We start from the raw sequence: 15984 nt of genomic DNA on the forward strand, positions 1-15984 counted from the left end.
TCGCCGGCCTTTTCGGCTCATCGCGATCCAGGGTGTGAACTTCTCACTTTGCCCTGAGATTTTCCCCTGCGCGAGGGATTGACGGTCAACCCTCGCCGTTACACCCTCTGTTAACGAGTCGACTCAACGTGTTAACCGGACCGGACCCAACCGATGTGGAGGTCACGGATGGACATGCACGTGCACGACCGCCGGCGCTTCCTCGCGCTGGCCGCCGCGGCCGCCTCGGCCCCGCTGCTGACCGCCTGCGGCGCCGGGTTCGGCGGGGACGACAAGAAGAACGACGGATCGGCCGCCGCCGACGTCACCGGATCCTTCGACTGGAAGCGCGAGAAGGGCAGGACTGTCAAGGCGCTGCTGAACAAGCACCCCTACACGGACGCGCTGATAGCCGACCTCAAGACGTTCACCGAGAAGACCGGCATCAAGGTCGAGTACGACGTCTTCCCCGAGGACAACTACTTCGACAAGCTGACCGTCGACCTGTCCAGCGGACGCGCCTCGTACGACGTCTTCATGCTCGGCGCCTACATGGTGTGGCAGTACGGGCCGCCGGGCTGGCTGGAGGACCTCGGCCCGTGGATGCGCAACTCCTCGGCCACCGGCGACGAATGGGACCAGGCCGACTTCTTCCCCAACCTCCTCCAGGCCGACCAGTGGTCGCTGAAGGCGGGCGCGCCGCTCGGCCAGGGGGGCCAGTACGCGCTGCCATGGGGCTGGGAGACGAACGTCGTCGCGTACAACACGGAGGTCTTCAAGAAGCTCGGGCTGAAACCCGCGGAGAGCTTCGACGAGTTACGCGAGCTCGCCGGTGTCATCAAGCGCAAGGCGCCGGGCGCCGGATTCGACGGGATGTACGGCATCGCGGTGCGCGGCTCGCGCAGCTGGGCGACCATCCACCCCGGCTTCATGACGATGTACGCACGCAACGGACTGCACGACTTCACCGTCACCGGCGGCAAGCTCAGGCCCGCCATGAACACCCCGGAGGCCATCGCCTTCACCCAGGACTGGGCGGGCATGGTCAAGCAGGGCGGCCCGCCGTCGTGGACGTCGTACACCTGGTACCAGTGCTCCAGCGACCTCGGCGCGAAGAAGGCCGGGATGCTCTTCGACGCGGACACGGCGGCCTACTTCCAGGCCGTGCAGGGGGCGAGTCCCGCCTCCGGGAAGATCGCCTTCCATCCGGGGCCGAAGGGTCCCGACGGGTCGCTCGCCACCAACATGTGGATCTGGTCGCTCGGCATGAACGCCCGGAGCAAGAAGAAGTCCGCCGCCTGGCTGTTCCTCCAGTGGGCCACCGGCAAGGAGCATCTGCGCAAGGGCGCGATCACGTACAACCACATCGACCCGGTCCGGAAGTCGATCAGCCAGGACGGCGCGTACAAGGACAAGATGAAGCACCTCGAAGGCTTCATCGACACCTTCGAGACGGTCGTCGACCAGACGAAGATCCAGTTCACTCCGCAGGAGCAGTTCTTCGACGCGACGACGAGCTGGGCGGCCGCGCTCCAGGAGATCTACGGCGGCAAGAACGCGAAGTCCGTGCTCAACGGCCTCGCGAGTGACCTTGCCTCCAAGGTGAGTTGAGCCCTGATGGCAGAGACGACCTCGTTCACGGAGACCGGCCACGGGGCGGCCTCACGCGAGGAAGGGGCACGGCAGGTGCGGGCCGTTCCGCGCTGGCGGCGCGGACTGCGCCCGTACCTGCTGATCGTGCCCGCCCTGCTGCTCACCGGCGGGATCCTGTACCCCTTCGGACTCGGCCTCTACTACACGCTGTTCGACTTCTCGGCGAGCAAGCCGCGGCCGGACATGGTGGGCTTCGACAACTACCGGACCGTGTTCACGCAGGACGCCTTCTGGAACTCGGCCTGGGTGACCGTGCTGTACGCGGTGGGAGCCGCCGCCTTCGAGACCGTGCTCGGGGTGGCCGTGGCCCTGCTGCTGCACCGGTCGTCGGTCATCGGGCGGGTACTGGAGAAGATCCTCATCCTGCCGCTGATGATCGCGCCCGTGATCGCCGCGATCATCTGGAAACTGATGCTCCAGCCGTCCGTGGGCGTGATCAACCATCTGCTGAAACCCTTCGGCCTGGGGGGAGTTCAGTGGACGGACACCCCGACGGGCGCGCTGCTGTCGTCGATCGCCGTGGACGTCTGGGTCTACACCCCGTTCGTGGCGATCCTCGCCCTGGCCGGTCTGCGGTCGCTGCCGACCTCCCCCTTCGAGGCAGCGGCCGTGGACGGCGCGGGCTGGTGGTACACCTTCCGGCGGCTCACGCTGCCGATGCTGTGGCCGTATGTGCTGGTCGCGGTGATCTTCCGGTTCATGGACTCACTGAAGGTGTTCGACATCATCTACGCCCTCACCGAGGGCGGGCCCGGCGACTCCACGGTGGTGCTGCAGATCCGCGCCTATCTGGAGGCGATCCGCTTCCAGCGCTACTCGTTCGGGATCAGCTACACGATCGTGCTGTGGGCCGTGGTCTATCTGGCCGCGATGGTGCTGGTGCGCCATCTGGGCCGGATCCAGAACCGGGCGGCGGAGGTGCCCAAGTGAGGCGTAAACAAAGGATGTTGGGGTGGCTGGCGGACGGCGCCCTCATCCTCTACTTCGTCTTCGCGCTCTTCCCGGTCGCCTGGATGCTGATCCTCTCCCTGAAGCCCGCGAACCAGCTGTTCAGCACCTACTTCTCCTTCACCCCGACCCTAGGCGCGTACCGGACGGTGCTCGGCGACAGCGAGGGCATCCCGTTCGTCCGCTTCTTCGTCAACAGCCTGGTCGTGTCGCTGGGCGCGGTGGCGCTCTCGCTCGTGGTCGGCCTTCCGGCGGCGTACGCGTCGGCGCGCTGGCGGTTCAAGGGCTCCGAGAACCTGATGTTCACGCTGCTGTCGTTCCGCTTCGCGCCCGAACTGACCGTGATCATCCCGCTGTTCGTGCTCTACCAGAAGCTGGGCCTCTTCGACACGTACGTCGGCATGGTGTGGGTGCTGCAACTCGTCACCCTGCCGCTGATCGTGTGGATCATGCGGTCGTACTTCGCCGATCTGACCCCGGAGCTGGAGCAGGCGGCGCTGCTGGACGGCTACACCCGCAAGCAGGCGTTCTTCAAGGTGGCGCTGCCGCTGGTCAAGCCGGGGATCGCGGCCGTGTCGCTGCTCGCCTTCATCTTCGCCTGGAACAACTTCGTCTTCCCCCTCATCCTCACCTCCTCGCGGGCCCAGACCGTGACCGTGGGCGCTCTGTCCTTCCTCGGCGGCGACCGGCCCAAGTACAACCTGACGGCCGCCGCCGCGCTCGTCTCCGTCGTACCGCCGCTGCTGCTCGCGCTGACGATCCAGCGGTATCTGGTGCGGGGGCTGTCCTTCGGCGCGGTGAAGTCATGAGCACCGGTGTCAGCACCCGCATGAGACCGGCGGCGATCGCTCTGCGCGGGGTCCGCAAGGCGTACGGGAGGAACACCGCGCTCGCCGGGCTCGAACTGGAGGTGGCGGAGGGCGAGTTCTTCTGTCTGCTCGGCCCGTCGGGAGCCGGGAAGACCACCACGCTCAAGACCGTGGCGGGACTCGAAGCGCCCGACTCCGGCACGGTCGAACTCGACGGCACCGACATGGACGGCGTCGAGCCGTACGACCGGGGTGTGGCCATGTGCTTCGAGAGCTACGCCCTCTACCCGCACCGCTCGGCGTACGACAACCTCGCCTCCCCGCTGCGCTCGCCCCGGCACAGGCTGCCCGCCGCCGAGGCCCGCGACCGTATCGGTGCGATCGCCGAACTCCTCGGCATCAGCGGCCTGTTGGACCGCCCGGTCGGCCAGCTGTCGAACGGGCAGCGGCAGCGGATCGCGCTCGGCCGGGTCCTCGTCCGCCCCGCCCGCGCCTTCCTCCTCGACGAACCGCTCTCCCACCTGGACGCCAAACTCCGCCAGTCGATGCGCGCCGAACTCAAGGCCATCGGCGCCGTGCAGCACACCACCACCCTGTACGTCACCCATGACTCCGTCGAGGCGCTGGCACTCGGCGACCGGATCGGCGTCATCCGGGACGGCCGGATCGTCCAGACGGGAACCCGGGAGGAGATCTGGTACCGGCCGTACGACACGGAGGTGGCGCGGGCGTTCGGGCGGCCCCGGATCAATCTGCTGCCGGGGACGGTCACGGACGGCGGGGGTTTCCGCTCGGCGGACGGGGCGGTCGAACTGCCGCTCGGCGCGGAGACCGCCCCCGGTACCGAGGTGCTGGTCGGGATGCGCCCCCGGGACCTCGCGCTCCGGGGCGACGGTCATGAACTCATCGGCAGCGTCTACGTCACCGAGGTGCTCGGCCGGGCCGTCGAGGTCACCGTGCGGCTGGGCGAGCAGTACGTCTCGCTGGTCGCGCCGCGCGCCGACGCGACACACCTGCGTCCCGACGATCCGGTACGGCTGACCGTACGGCCTGAGAACCTGCTGCTGTTCGAGGCCGACCGGCCGGGGCGTCCAGGACGAGGGATCGGGAAGAGCGCGCGATGAGCAGCAGCACGAGTGGGAACACGAGCGGAAGCACAAGCGGGAGCACGAGTGGTGGTGCGCAGCAGGGGCCCGCGGTCCGCCAGGCGGCCATGGCCGAGCAGGTGCTGGCCGACGGTTCGGCGACGGCGGCCGAGCTGGCCGAGCGCTTCGGGGTGAGCCTGATGACCATACACAGGGACCTCGACGAGCTCGAACGGCAAGGAATCGTACGGAAGTTCAGGGGCGGCGTGACGGCGCAGCCGTCCGGGGTCTTCGAGTCGAACGTGCAGTACCGGCTGAAGTCGATGCGCCCGCAGAAGGCGGCCGTCGCCGAGCGCGCGCTGAAGATGATCGAGCCCGGCATGGCGGTGCTGCTCGACGACTCGACGTCGGCGCTGGAGATAGCCCGCGGGCTCCGGCTCGGTGAGATCACTCCGCTCACGGTCGTCACCAACTTCCTGGAGGCGATCAATCTCCTCGCCGACCGGCGCGGTATCCATCTGATGGCGCTGGGCGGCGACTACGACCCGCTGCACTCCTCGTTCCTCGGGGTGTCCTGCGTGGAGGCGGTGCAGTCGCTGCGCGTCGACGTCTGTTTCGCGTCGACGTCGGCGGTCTTCGGCGGCCACGCCTACCACCAGGAGCAGCACATCGTGTCCGTGAAGCGCGCCATGCTCGACTCGGCCGCCCGCAACATCCTGCTGCTCGACCACACCAAGCTCGGCCGGGTCGCCCTGCACCGGGTCGTCCCGCTGTCCCGCTTCGACCTGGTCCTCGTCGACGACGGGGCGTCGGCGGAGGCGCTGCGCGATCTCGACGAGCACAAGGTCCCGTACGAAGTGTGCGCCACCGGCAGCGGTGGCTGACCGATCCTCAGAGTGGGGTGCTGATGGCCGAGTTGGAGTTGCGCGAGCTGCGCAAGACGTACCGGTCCCGGGGCCGCCCGGCCGTGGACGCCGTACGCGGCATCGACCTGGAGCTGCGCTCCGGCGAACTGCTGGGGCTGCTCGGTCCGTCCGGGTGCGGCAAGTCGACCACGCTGCGGATGATCGCCGGCCTGGAGACGGTGACGGGCGGGGACATCCTGGTGGGCGGTGCCTCGGTCGTGGGGCGGCCCGCGCAGGCCCGCAATATCGGGGTCGCCTTCGAGAACTACGCGCTGTATCCGCCGCTGAACGTCGCCGAGAACCTGGCGTTCGGGCTGAAGGCGCGACGGCGTGCGGCACGTGGTTCTCATGCGGACGTCGCCCGTAAGGTCGCCGAGATCGCCGAGCGCGTCGACCTCACCGGCCTCCTCCACGCCCGGCCCGCCGGACTCTCCAGCGGCCAGAAGCAGCGCGTCGCCCTCGCCCGCGCGCTGATCCGCGAACCCGACGTCCTCCTGCTCGACGAGCCGCTGTCCCACCTCGACGCGGCCCAGCGCGACACCACCCGCCGTGAACTCAAGCGCATCCAGCGGGATTTAGGACACACGACGATCCTGGTCACGCACGACCAGGAGGAGGCCCTCTCCCTCGCCGACCGGATCGCCGTGATGAAGGACGGCGTCATCCAGCAGCTCGGCACGCCGTACGAGATCTACGACAGCCCGGCCAATGTCTTCGTCGCCGACTTCGTCGGGGAGCCCGCGATCAATCTGCTGCCGGGGATCTCGACGGGGGACGGCCGCGCACGGCTGTCGGAAGCGGTGAGCTTCGCGCTGCCGGTGACGGTGGCGGAGGGGCGCGAGGTGGTGATCGGCATCCGGCCGGAGGATCTGCGGCTGGCCGGCGCGGACGGCGGGAGTGGCGCGCGCGACGGGGGCAACGGCGGCGCCCCCACCGGCGTACGGGCCCGGGTGAGTGCGCACGAGCCGCTGCTGGAGTCGGGCATCGCCACCCTCGCGCTCGAAGGGGTCGTACGACCGCTCGTCGTCCTCACCGATCCCGAGGTGCGGCTCGCGCGGGACGAGCGGGTCCGGGTGACCGCCGATCCCGGCCTTACCCATGTGTTCGACGCCGAGACGGGAGACTCCCTTCGATGACCTCCGCCAAGACAGCGCCTGTGCGTGTGGTGGCAGCCGGTGACCATTTCGTCCTGCCGTCCCTGATCACGGCAGCCCTCCACGACCGGCTGGGCGAACACCCCTTCTCCGTACGGGAATTGATGCTCGGCTGGCCCCTGGAACCCTTCGGCCGGGTCGCCGAGGTCGAGGAGGCGAGCGACGCCGAGGACGAGCTGATCGAGGCCTTGGCCGGCGCGGACGTCCTGGTCACCCAGATGGGCCCGGTGACCGAGCGGGTGCTGGCCGCCGCGCCCCGGCTGCGTCTGGTGGTCGTCTGCCGGGGCGGCCCCGTGAACGTCAACCAGGAGGCGGCCCGCTCCCACGGCGTACGGGTCTGCTTCGCGCCGGGCCGCAATGCCGCCGCCACCGCCGAGTTCACCATCGGCCTGCTCCTCGCCGCGCTGCGCCGCATCCCCCAGGCCCACGATCTCCTCGCACGGCAGGGGAGTTGGGGCGGCGGCGCGACCTACTACACCTACGAGCAGAGCGGTCTCGAACTCGAAGACCTGCCGGTCGGGCTCGTCGGCTACGGGGCCGTCGGCAGCAGGGTCGCGCGGGTGCTCAGCGCGTTCGGGGCGCGGGTCCTGGTGTACGACCCGTATGTGCGCGGCGAGGTGCACGGGCTGCGGGTCGGCTCGCTGGACGAACTCCTCAGTCGCGCCCGGGTGATCAGCCTGCACGCACGGCTCACCCCCGAGACGCGCGGGCTGATCGGCGCCCGCGAGCTGGCGCAGCTGCCGCCCGGTGCCGTCCTGGTGAACGTGGCGCGCGGTCCGCTGGTCGACGAGTCGGCACTGTGCGACGCGCTGAAGAGCGGGCAGCTGTCCGCGGCTGCGCTCGACACCTACGAGCGGGAACCGGTGCCGCCGGACTCGCCCCTCTTCGACCTCGCCGGGACCGAACGGCTGGTGATGACACCGCACTTGGGCGGGGCCAGCCGCGCGGTGGCCGAAAAGGCCGCACGGATCGCGGCGGCGGAGGTGGGCCGCTGGACACGCGGGGAACCGCTGGCACACTGCCTCGACTGAGGGCCGTAGCAGGTGAGTTGGCGAGATGACGAGTTTGCGAGTTGGCTGCTGGAGCGCGTAAGCCGAGCGGAGCCGAACCGAGCCGAGGGAGGCCGAGGGCATGTACGTCGGTATCGATGTGGGCACGTCCATGGTGAAGGCCGCCGCCTTCGACGACGCGGGCCGCGAACTGGCCGTCGAGGCACGGCCGGTGGACCTCACCCTCCGCGGCGGCTTCGTCGAGCAGGACATGGAGGAGGTGTACGCGGCGGTCGTCGCCGTACTCACCGCGCTGACCGCCGCCGTGCCCGGCCCCGTCGAGCTGGTCGGACTTACCGGGCAGGGCGACGGGGTGTGGCTCGTCGACGCCGAGGGCCTGCCGGTGCGGGCCGCCGCGTCCTGGATGGACGGCAGGGCGCACGAACTGATCGACCAGTGGCTGGCGGACGGCACCTTCGAGACGGTCTTCCGGCGTACCGGCAGCGCCATGTTCCCCGGCTGCCCGGGACCGCTGCTGGCCTGGCTGGACCGCTACGAGCCTTCTTCGCTGGACTCGGCGACCACCGCCCTGTACTGCAAGGACATGGTGTTCCAGCGGCTGACGGGGGTGCGGGCGACGGACGTGTCGGACGCGTCGATGCCGTTCCTGGACCCGCGAACCCGGGCGTACGACAACCGGGTCGTCGAGCTGCTGGGCCTGGCCCACCGGCGCGGTCTGCTGGCGCCAGTGAGCGACCCCGTTGCGACCGGGCGGACGCGCGGCGAGGGCCTGCCGTCCGGCACCCCGATCGCCAACGGCCCCTACGATCTCCCCTCCTGTGCGCTCGGCGCCGGCGTCACGGCCCCCGGCGACGGGCTGCTGATCGTCGGCACCTGCCTGGCCAGCCTGGTCGGCACCGCCGAGGTCGATCTGACCGGCGAACCGGCCGGCCTGTACATCTCGACCGACCGGGCCGGGTACTGGCTGCGCGCCATGCCCGCGATGGTCGGCACGGCGGCGCTCGACTGGGTCCTGTCGACGACCGGCGTCCACCATGACGAGGTGGACGACCTGCTCGCCGCGACCCCGCCCGGCTCGAACGGCGTCCGCGTGCTCCCCTACTTCGCCCCCTCCGGCGAACGCGCCCCCTTCGTCGAGCCCCGTCTGCGCGCCGAACTCACCGGCGTCTCCCTGGAGTCGACCCGCGGCGACCTGATCCGCGCCACCTGCGAGGGCATCGGCTACGCCGCCCGCCACTGCCTGGAGGCCGCGGGCCTGACGGGGTCCCTGGCCATCTGCGGCGGCGGCACGCGCAGCCCCGCCTGGATGCGACTCCTCGCCGACGTGCTCGGGCGGCCGTTACGGGTCGTGGAGGGCGAGGTGGGGGCGCGGGGTGCGGTGCTCGCGGCGGCGGAGCGGTACGGGGTCGCGCTGGACGCCTCGGCCTGGACGGAGCCGACGGGGGTCGTGGAGCCGGACGCGGGGCGGGCCGGGTACTACGCGAAGGGGTACGAGGAACATCTGGCGCGGTTGACTGAGGCACGGGGCAGGGCGCGACGGTGACTCTTTCGCCCCCGCCGCCCCTACCCGTCCCATCCCTGGGGGCTACGCCCCCAGACCCCCTAACAGATTGCGCAGTTCCCCGCGCCCCTAAAAGGGGCGCGGGGAACTGCGCAATCTGTTAGACCAGCCCCCACCCACCCGCAGGCGACAAACGGGGGCGGGCGGGGGATCGCGGGGCGAAGCCCCGCGCCCTTCAGGGGCGCGGGGAACTGCGCGACCAGCCCCCACCCACCCGCAGCCAAAACACAACCGAACGGGGCCCGGGGCGGAGCCCCAGAGACGACAGGAGGGGCTCATGAGGACGAAGAGGCTGGCGTGCCGGACCTGCGGCACGATGCAGGACTTCCGGCTTCTCAACGATGCCGAGAAGGCCGCTGTCCGTAAGGACAAGGGAATCCCCTTCGTGCACGACTACTGGCGCTGCACCGCCTCGGGCTGCCTGTGGTACCACCGCTGGTACAAGAAAAGCGACGGCGGCACCCTCCCCGAGGAGTTCCGGAAGCCCAAGCCCGAGACCGCTACTGGCTAGAGGTACCGGAAGACCTACAGGTTGCTGAAGTCCGGCCCCGCCGTGCGCGAGCGCTTGATCTCGTAGAAGCCCGGCACGGAGGCGACGAGGAGCGTGCCGTCCCAGAGCTTGGCGGCGTCCTCGCCCTTGGGGGCGGGGGTGACGACCGGGCCGAAGAAGGCGATCTGCTCGCCGTCGGCGCCGGGGACGGCTATGACGGGGGTGCCGACGTCCTGGCCGACCTTCTCGATGCCCTCCTTGTGGGAGGCGCGCAGCTCGGCGTCGAACTCGAAGTCCTCCTGGTCGGCGTAGTCGAGCAGGGAGGCGGGAAGACCGACCTCGTCGAGCGCGGCGGCTATCGCTTCCTTGGTCGGGCCCTCGCCTCCGTTGTGGAAGCGGGTGCCGAGCGCGGTGTAGAGGGGGCCGAGGACGTCGGCGCCGTGCTTCTGCCAGGCGGCGGTGACCACACGGACCGGGGCCCAGGCCTTGGTGGACAGCAGCTCCCGGTACTCCTCGGGCAGCTCGTCCAGCTTCGGCTCGTTCAGCACGGCGAGGCTCATGATGTGCCAGCGGACCTCTATGTCCCGGAGCTTCTCCACTTCCAGGACCCAGCGCGAGGTCATCCAGGCCCAGGGGCACAGCGGGTCGAACCAGAAGTCGACCGGGGTCTTGCCGGAACCGGTCTGACTGATCTGCGCGGTCTGAGCGGTCTGCTCGGGCATGGCTCTCCTCGGAAAGTGGTCTTTCCCGAGCCAACACCGCCGCTCGCCCGCACCATTCCCGCACGCCCGTCGGCATTCTCACGCGTCCGTGGGCAATCTCACATGACCGTCGGCAATCTCGCGCGCCTGTGCCGTTCCCGCTGCTCGGTGTCAGGGGCGCATGGCAGGATCGGTCCTGTTCACACGCATGTGTTCATGCCTGTCCACGACGCCACGAGGGAGTGCAGCCCGTGCCCGGTGAGAATCTGTCCCGCGACGAAGCCCAGGAGCGGGCGGCGCTGCTGTCCGTCGACAGTTACGAGGTCTCACTCGACCTGCGCTCGGCCGTCGGGGAGACGGATCCCGATGCCGCTGCCGCCGCGCCGCGCACGTTCCGCTCGGTCACCACCCTCCGCTTCCGCTGCGCCGAGCCCGGTGCCGCGAGCTTCGCCGATCTGATCGCGCCGAGTGTGACCGCCGTCTCACTCAACGGAAAGGACCTCGACCCCAGCGAGGTCTTCGACGGCTCCCGGATCCGGCTGGAGGACCTCGCCGCCGACAACGAACTCGTGGTCGACGCCCAGTGCGCCTACTCCCGCACCGGCGAGGGCATGCACCGCTTCGTCGACCCGGAGGACGGCGAGGTGTATCTGTACACGCAGTACGAGCCCGCCGACTCGCGCCGCGTCTTCGCCAACTTCGAGCAGCCGGACCTCAAGGCCCCCTTCCGCTTCGAGGTGCGGGCCCCGGAGGGCTGGACCGTCTGGAGCAACGGCGTCGGTGAACTCACGGACGGCGTCTGGCAGTTCGCCGAGACCAAGCCGATCTCGACGTACATCACGGCGGTCGCGGCGGGCCCGTACCACTACGTGACCGACTCCTACTCCCGCACCTTCGACGACGGTACGACGCTGGAGATCCCCCTCGGCGCGATGTGCCGCAAGGGCCTGGCACCCCACTTCGACTCCGACGACGTGTTCCTGGTGACCAAGCAGGGGCTGGACTTCTTCCACGACCACTTCGACTACCCGTACCCGTTCGGGAAGTACGACCAGGCATTCGTTCCCGAGTACAACCTCGGCGCGATGGAGAACCCGGGACTCGTCACCTTCCGCGAGGAGTTCATCTTCCGCGGCAAGGTGACACAGGCGTCGTACGAGAGCCGGGCGAACGTCATCCTGCACGAGATGGCGCACATGTGGTTCGGCGACCTCGTCACCATGGAGTGGTGGGACGACCTGTGGCTCAAGGAGTCCTTCGCCGACTTCATGGGCGCGTTCTCGCTGGTCGGCGCGACCCGCTTCAAGGACGGCTGGATCACCTTCGCCAACCGCCGCAAGGCGTGGGCGTACCGCGCGGACCAGCTGCCGTCCACCCACCCGGTCACCGCCGACATCCGCGACCTCCAGGACGCCAAGCTCAACTTCGACGGCATCACCTACGCCAAGGGCGCTTCGGTACTGAAGCAGCTGGTGGCGTACGTCGGCCAGGACGCGTTCCTGGAAGGCGCCCGCCGCTACTTCAAGCGCAACGCGTACGGCAACACGCGCCTCGGCGACCTGCTGTCGGTGCTGGAGGAGACGAGCGGGCGGGACATGACGGCGTGGTCGCGCTCCTGGCTGCAGACGGCCGGCGTCAACTCCCTCACCCCGCAGGTGATTCTGAGCGCCGAGGGCCGGATCACGGAACTGGCCGTGTTGCAGGAGGCCGCCGAGTCACACCCCGAAGTGCGCCCGCACCGGGTGGCGGTGGGCCTGTACCGGCGTACGCCGGAGGGTGCCCTTGAGCGGTACGCGCGCGCCGAGGTGGACGTCCACGGCCCCCGTACGGTGGTCGGGGAACTGGTCGGCGCCGAGGCCCCCGAGCTCGTCCTCGTCAACGACGACGACCTGACGTACTGCAAGATCCGTTTCGACGAGAACTCGCTGGCCACGCTGCGGGAGCGACTCGGCGAGATCACCGACCCGCTCGCCCGCGCCCTGTGCTGGTCGGCGCTGTGGAACCTCACCCGCGACGCGCTCATGCCCGCCCGCGACTTCATCGACCTGGTGCTGCGTTTCGCGGGACGCGAGTCCGACATCGGTGTGCTCCAGATGCTGCACGCCTGGGCGAACTCGGCCCTCACACACTACGTGGCCCCCGACTGGCGCGCGGAGGGCGGACGCCTGCTCGCCGAGGGCGCGTTGAAGGAACTGCGGCTCGCCGAGCCGGCCAGCCAGCACCAGCTCACGTGGGCCCGCTTCTTCGCCGCGGTGGCCTCCGGCGAGGCCGATCTCCAGCTGCTCCAGGGCCTGTTGGAGGGCACCGCGAAGATCGACGGACTTGAGGTCGACCAGGAGCTGCGCTGGGCGTTCCAGGAACCGCTGGCGGCGCACGGCGTGGCCGACGAGTCGGCCCTGGCCGCCGAACTGGCCCGCGACGACACGGCCTCCGGCAAGCGCCACCAGGTCCGCTGCCTCGCCGCCCGTCCCTCGGCCGCCGTCAAGGCCCAGGCCTGGGCCGCCGTGGTCGAGTCCGACTCCCTCTCCAACGCCCTCGTCGAGGCGACCATCGCCGGCTTCACGCAGCCGTCCCAGCGGGAGCTGACCGCGCCGTACACCGCGAAGTACTTCGCCGCGATCGAGCGCATCTGGGCCGACCGCTCCATCCAGATCGGCATGGACGTGGTGAAGGGACTGTTCCCGTCCCTCCAGGACTCCCAGGACACCCTGGACGCGACGGACACCTGGCTGACCGCCCACGAGAACGCGGCCCCGGCGCTGCGGAGGCTGGTGCTGGAGGCGCGGGACGATCTGGCTCGGGCGCTGCGGGGGCAGGCGTGTGACGGGGTGGCGGCGGGCTAGTACGTGCCGCGTGTGGGTGCGCCGGTTCCGCCGGCGCACCCACGAGTCCGATGATCCACCAGCGGGTGCGATGATCCCTTCAGGATCCAGTGGTTACGAAATACAGGTATTCAGAGCCGTAACCCCTATTACTCCCCATCCGGACCAGCGCCTTTCGGCAGTCGAACGCCCGTACTTTAGTGCCGTCTTGTCCGGATTTGTCGACGGGCGTGTAACAGCGGTTAGAGGGCGGACCGGGCGCGGAAAACCCCCGGTCATGAACCACAACACCCCGCTCTCCCACACCCCCCACTCCCCCCGCACCCTCCGCCACCTGTCCCACGTACAGCGCCGGGTGCTGACCACCGCCCAGCTGCGCGCCCACGGCGTGACCACCGCCGACACCAACGAGCAGTGCCGGCCGGGCGGCCCCTGGCAGCAGCTGCTCCCCGGCGTCTTCCTCCTCCACCCGGGCCCGCCCACCTCCGAGGAGCGCCTGCACGCGGTCCTGCTGTACGCCGCCCGCTCCCCCGTTCCCGTCCCGGCGGCGGCCATCCCCGCCCAGCCGGGCGCCGAGGAGCCGCACGCACCGCAGCCGTACGCGGACGCCCTGATCACCGGCCTCGCGGCCCTCACCCTGCACGGCTTCTCCTCGGCCCCGCCTCTCCTCTCCCTCGACAAGATCGACGTCCTGGTCCCCCGCCTGCGCCGCCTCCGCTCCCACGGCTGCGCCCGCATCGTCCGTACGCCCTCCCTCCCCGCCCCCGCGTTCGTGACCGGCGTCCCGGTCGCCCCCGTCCCCCGCGCCCTCGCCGACGCCGTCGCGGAACTGGCCGACGCGGGCGCCGTACGCCGCCTGCTGACCGAGGCGGTACGCGGCGGCCACTGCGAACCGGCTGCGGTCGTACGGGAATTGACAGCCGCCAAGCTGCTCAGCCGCCCCCACGTGGTGGACGCGGTCGACTCACTGCTGGCGGAGGGCAGGGCGATCGCGGAGGACCGCCTGTACCGGATGGTCCGCGAGCACGGCCTCCCGGACCCGGTCTGGAACGTGGACCTCCGGCTCCCCGGCGGCCCCCACCTGGGCGGCCTGGACGCCTACTGGCCGGAGCAGGCGGTCGCGGTCGAGCTCGACACCCGCGCCCCCCGCCAGGACGAGGACGCCCTCTGGTCGGAGTACGCCCGCAAGCGCGAGGTCCTGGAGCGCCTCGGCATCACGGTCGTCTACATCACCCCCAAGAAGCTCCGCGACGCGATGGAACAGCAGGCCACGGTCGTACGCACCGCCCTGATGGCGTCGGACGACCGCGATCCGGCGGCGTACGTGGTGGTGCTGCCCCGGTAGTGACGGACCGGGGTCGTGTCAGGAGGGGAGAGGAGGGGCTCGCGAGCAGGTCTCGCGGGCCCCTCCTCGTACGGACGACGGGGCGTTGTCAGTGCCCCGATCTACTGTGGGCGGGACAGGATCCAGGGATCGAGGGATCCAGGACGAACGCACGCGCACGACGAAGCCACGACGCATCCGCGCCGAGAAATCCGTGACAGGAGGGCCCCATGACAACCCTGCCCAACCGGCCGAACACCGCACTGCTCGTCATCGACGTCCAGGTCGGGGCGGTGGAAGGCTCCCACAACCGCGACAGCATGATCGCGAACATCAACACCCTGATCGACAAGGCCCGCGCCGAGGACGTACCCGTGATCTGGGTGCAGCACTCCGACGACCACCTCAAGCGCGACAGCGACAGCTGGCAGTACGTCCCCGAACTCGTCCGCCCCGACACGGAACCCCTCGTCCACAAGCTCTACGGCGACTCCTTCGAGGCCACCGAACTGGAGTCCCTCCTCGCCGAACGCGCCGTCGGCCACCTCGTCGTCACCGGCGCCCAGACCGACGCCTGCATCCGGGCCACCCTCCACGGAGGCTTCGTCCGCGGCTACGACGTCACCCTGGTCGGCGACGCCCACACCACGGAGGACCTCACCGAGTACGGTGCCCCGTCCCCGGAGCTGGTGGTCGCCCACACCAACCTGTACTGGGACTGGCAGAGCGCGCCCGGGCGTCGCGGGGAGACGGTCGACACGGCGAAGGTGACGTTCACGGCGGACGTCGCCGGCTAACAGCCTGTACGTGGTGGCGGGGGTGCGGCGAGCCGGGCCCGTACGGTCTTCCCGACATCGGCGCGATGGAACCACCCGAGCTCCCGGGTGAGCTGACGCACGACGAGAAGCCCCCGCCCACTCTCGCCACCGGGCCCCTCGGCAACCTCGGGAAACACCCGGACCGGGTCCGAGACCTCCACGACGAGCCCGCCGTCCTCCAACTCCGTCAGCCGAAGCCACAGTTCGTGCCCGACGACCCTGCCGTGCTGTACGGCATTGGCGACCAGCTCGGAGACGATGAGCACGGCGTCGTCGATGTCTCCGGTCCACTGCCACATGGTGAGCCGACGGCGGGCTTGGAGGCGGGCGAGGCGGACGCATCGCAAAGTCACTCGAACTTGGCCTCCAGCTACGCCAGTTACGCGAGAACTGCGGTCTCGGCGACCGAGGTGGCGGACTTACCCGTAAGCAAGCCATCCAGGGCACACGTCTCTCCGAGGCGGCTCTGCAGAGGATCGAAACCGGGTCTCTCAATTTCCGCAACGTAGGAGACCTTCGGAAGCTGTTGGACAGGTACGGCGTCACCGACGAGGACGTCATCGAGTCGCTCATCAACCTCAACCGGGAGTCGGCCAACCAGGACTGGCTGACGCAGTTCCGTGGTCTCATGCCCGCCGGAATGCCTGGTTTCGTGGGGCTCGAACCCGAAGCCCTCAGCATGCGGGCCAGCCTGGTCGGGCTGCCAGTGCGAGTCGGTCGGAATG

At 69.9% G+C, this 15984-nt stretch carries 14 protein-coding genes and 1 pseudogene; 13 read left to right on the forward strand and 2 right to left on the reverse strand.

The window, feature by feature from the left end:
- Positions 1–168: 168 nt before the first annotated feature.
- From AB5J50_RS18090 to AB5J50_RS18130, 9 genes are all read left to right on the forward strand, one after another.
- A complete protein-coding gene (locus AB5J50_RS18090; protein WP_369259283.1) occupies positions 169–1590 on the forward strand; it encodes a sugar ABC transporter substrate-binding protein in 1422 nt (473 codons plus the stop codon).
- Between the two features lie 6 nt (positions 1591–1596).
- Entirely contained in the window at positions 1597–2562 is a 966-nt protein-coding gene (locus AB5J50_RS18095; protein ID WP_369259285.1) for a carbohydrate ABC transporter permease, read from the forward strand.
- Between the two features lie 14 nt (positions 2563–2576).
- Positions 2577–3389: a carbohydrate ABC transporter permease gene (locus AB5J50_RS18100; RefSeq protein ID WP_369259287.1), complete on the forward strand. Its 813-nt coding sequence runs from the start codon at positions 2577–2579 to the stop codon at positions 3387–3389.
- Positions 3386–4513: an ABC transporter ATP-binding protein gene (locus AB5J50_RS18105; protein WP_369259289.1), complete on the forward strand. Its 1128-nt coding sequence runs from the start codon at positions 3386–3388 to the stop codon at positions 4511–4513. The genes AB5J50_RS18100 and AB5J50_RS18105 overlap by 4 nt, the downstream gene beginning before the upstream one ends.
- Before the next feature lie 89 nt (positions 4514–4602).
- The gene (locus AB5J50_RS18110; protein ID WP_327435022.1) at positions 4603–5358 is read left to right on the forward strand and encodes a DeoR/GlpR family DNA-binding transcription regulator; all 756 of its coding nucleotides are present in this window, start codon (positions 4603–4605) and stop codon (positions 5356–5358) included.
- The gene (locus tag AB5J50_RS18115) at positions 5334–6515 is read left to right on the forward strand and encodes an ABC transporter ATP-binding protein (RefSeq protein ID WP_369259291.1); all 1182 of its coding nucleotides are present in this window, start codon (positions 5334–5336) and stop codon (positions 6513–6515) included. Before AB5J50_RS18110 ends, AB5J50_RS18115 begins: the two co-directional genes overlap by 25 nt.
- Positions 6512–7564, forward strand: a complete 1053-nt coding sequence (locus tag AB5J50_RS18120; protein WP_369259293.1) for a 2-hydroxyacid dehydrogenase — start codon at positions 6512–6514, stop codon at positions 7562–7564. The genes AB5J50_RS18115 and AB5J50_RS18120 overlap by 4 nt, the downstream gene beginning before the upstream one ends.
- A 100-nt stretch (positions 7565–7664) precedes the next feature.
- Positions 7665–9086 carry an FGGY family carbohydrate kinase gene (locus AB5J50_RS18125; RefSeq protein ID WP_369259295.1) on the forward strand — a complete coding sequence of 474 codons (1422 nt, stop codon included), beginning with the start codon at positions 7665–7667 and terminating at the stop codon, positions 9084–9086.
- A gap of 295 nt (positions 9087–9381) precedes the next feature.
- Positions 9382–9615 (forward strand): hypothetical protein, encoded by a 234-nt coding sequence (locus AB5J50_RS18130; RefSeq protein ID WP_369259297.1) that lies wholly within the window; start codon positions 9382–9384, stop codon positions 9613–9615.
- A gap of 14 nt (positions 9616–9629) precedes the next feature.
- Here the strand turns inward: AB5J50_RS18130 and AB5J50_RS18135 are convergent, their stop codons facing one another.
- On the reverse strand, positions 9630–10316 hold the full coding sequence (locus AB5J50_RS18135) for a DsbA family protein (protein ID WP_369259298.1): 687 nt from the start codon (positions 10314–10316) through the stop codon (positions 9630–9632).
- Between the two features lie 230 nt (positions 10317–10546).
- Between AB5J50_RS18135 and pepN the strand changes: the two genes are divergently transcribed.
- The 3 genes from pepN (at position 10547) to AB5J50_RS18150 (ending at position 15238) form a co-directional block, all read left to right on the forward strand.
- Entirely contained in the window at positions 10547–13138 is a 2592-nt protein-coding gene (gene pepN / locus AB5J50_RS18140) for an aminopeptidase N (protein WP_369259300.1), read from the forward strand.
- A gap of 256 nt (positions 13139–13394) precedes the next feature.
- Positions 13395–14462, forward strand: a complete 1068-nt coding sequence (locus AB5J50_RS18145; protein ID WP_369259302.1) for a hypothetical protein — start codon at positions 13395–13397, stop codon at positions 14460–14462.
- A 209-nt stretch (positions 14463–14671) separates the two neighbouring features.
- Positions 14672–15238: an isochorismatase family protein gene (locus AB5J50_RS18150; protein ID WP_369259304.1), complete on the forward strand. Its 567-nt coding sequence runs from the start codon at positions 14672–14674 to the stop codon at positions 15236–15238.
- Here AB5J50_RS18150 and AB5J50_RS18155 read toward each other — a convergent pair.
- Positions 15235–15612 (reverse strand): ATP-binding protein, encoded by a 378-nt coding sequence (locus tag AB5J50_RS18155; RefSeq protein WP_369259306.1) that lies wholly within the window; start codon positions 15610–15612, stop codon positions 15235–15237. The genes AB5J50_RS18150 and AB5J50_RS18155 overlap by 4 nt on opposite strands.
- On the opposite strand from AB5J50_RS18155, the pseudogene AB5J50_RS18160 reads away from it, so the two are divergent.
- Positions 15600–15755: pseudogene (locus tag AB5J50_RS18160) on the forward strand (helix-turn-helix domain-containing protein); the annotation flags it as partial. The gene AB5J50_RS18155 and the pseudogene AB5J50_RS18160 overlap by 13 nt on opposite strands.
- Between the last annotated feature and the right edge of the window lie 229 nt (positions 15756–15984).

The sequence above is a fragment of the Streptomyces sp. R35 genome (genome assembly GCF_041053035.1).
In the GTDB taxonomy this organism is placed as follows: Bacteria; Actinomycetota; Actinomycetes; order Streptomycetales; family Streptomycetaceae; genus Streptomyces; species Streptomyces lutosisoli.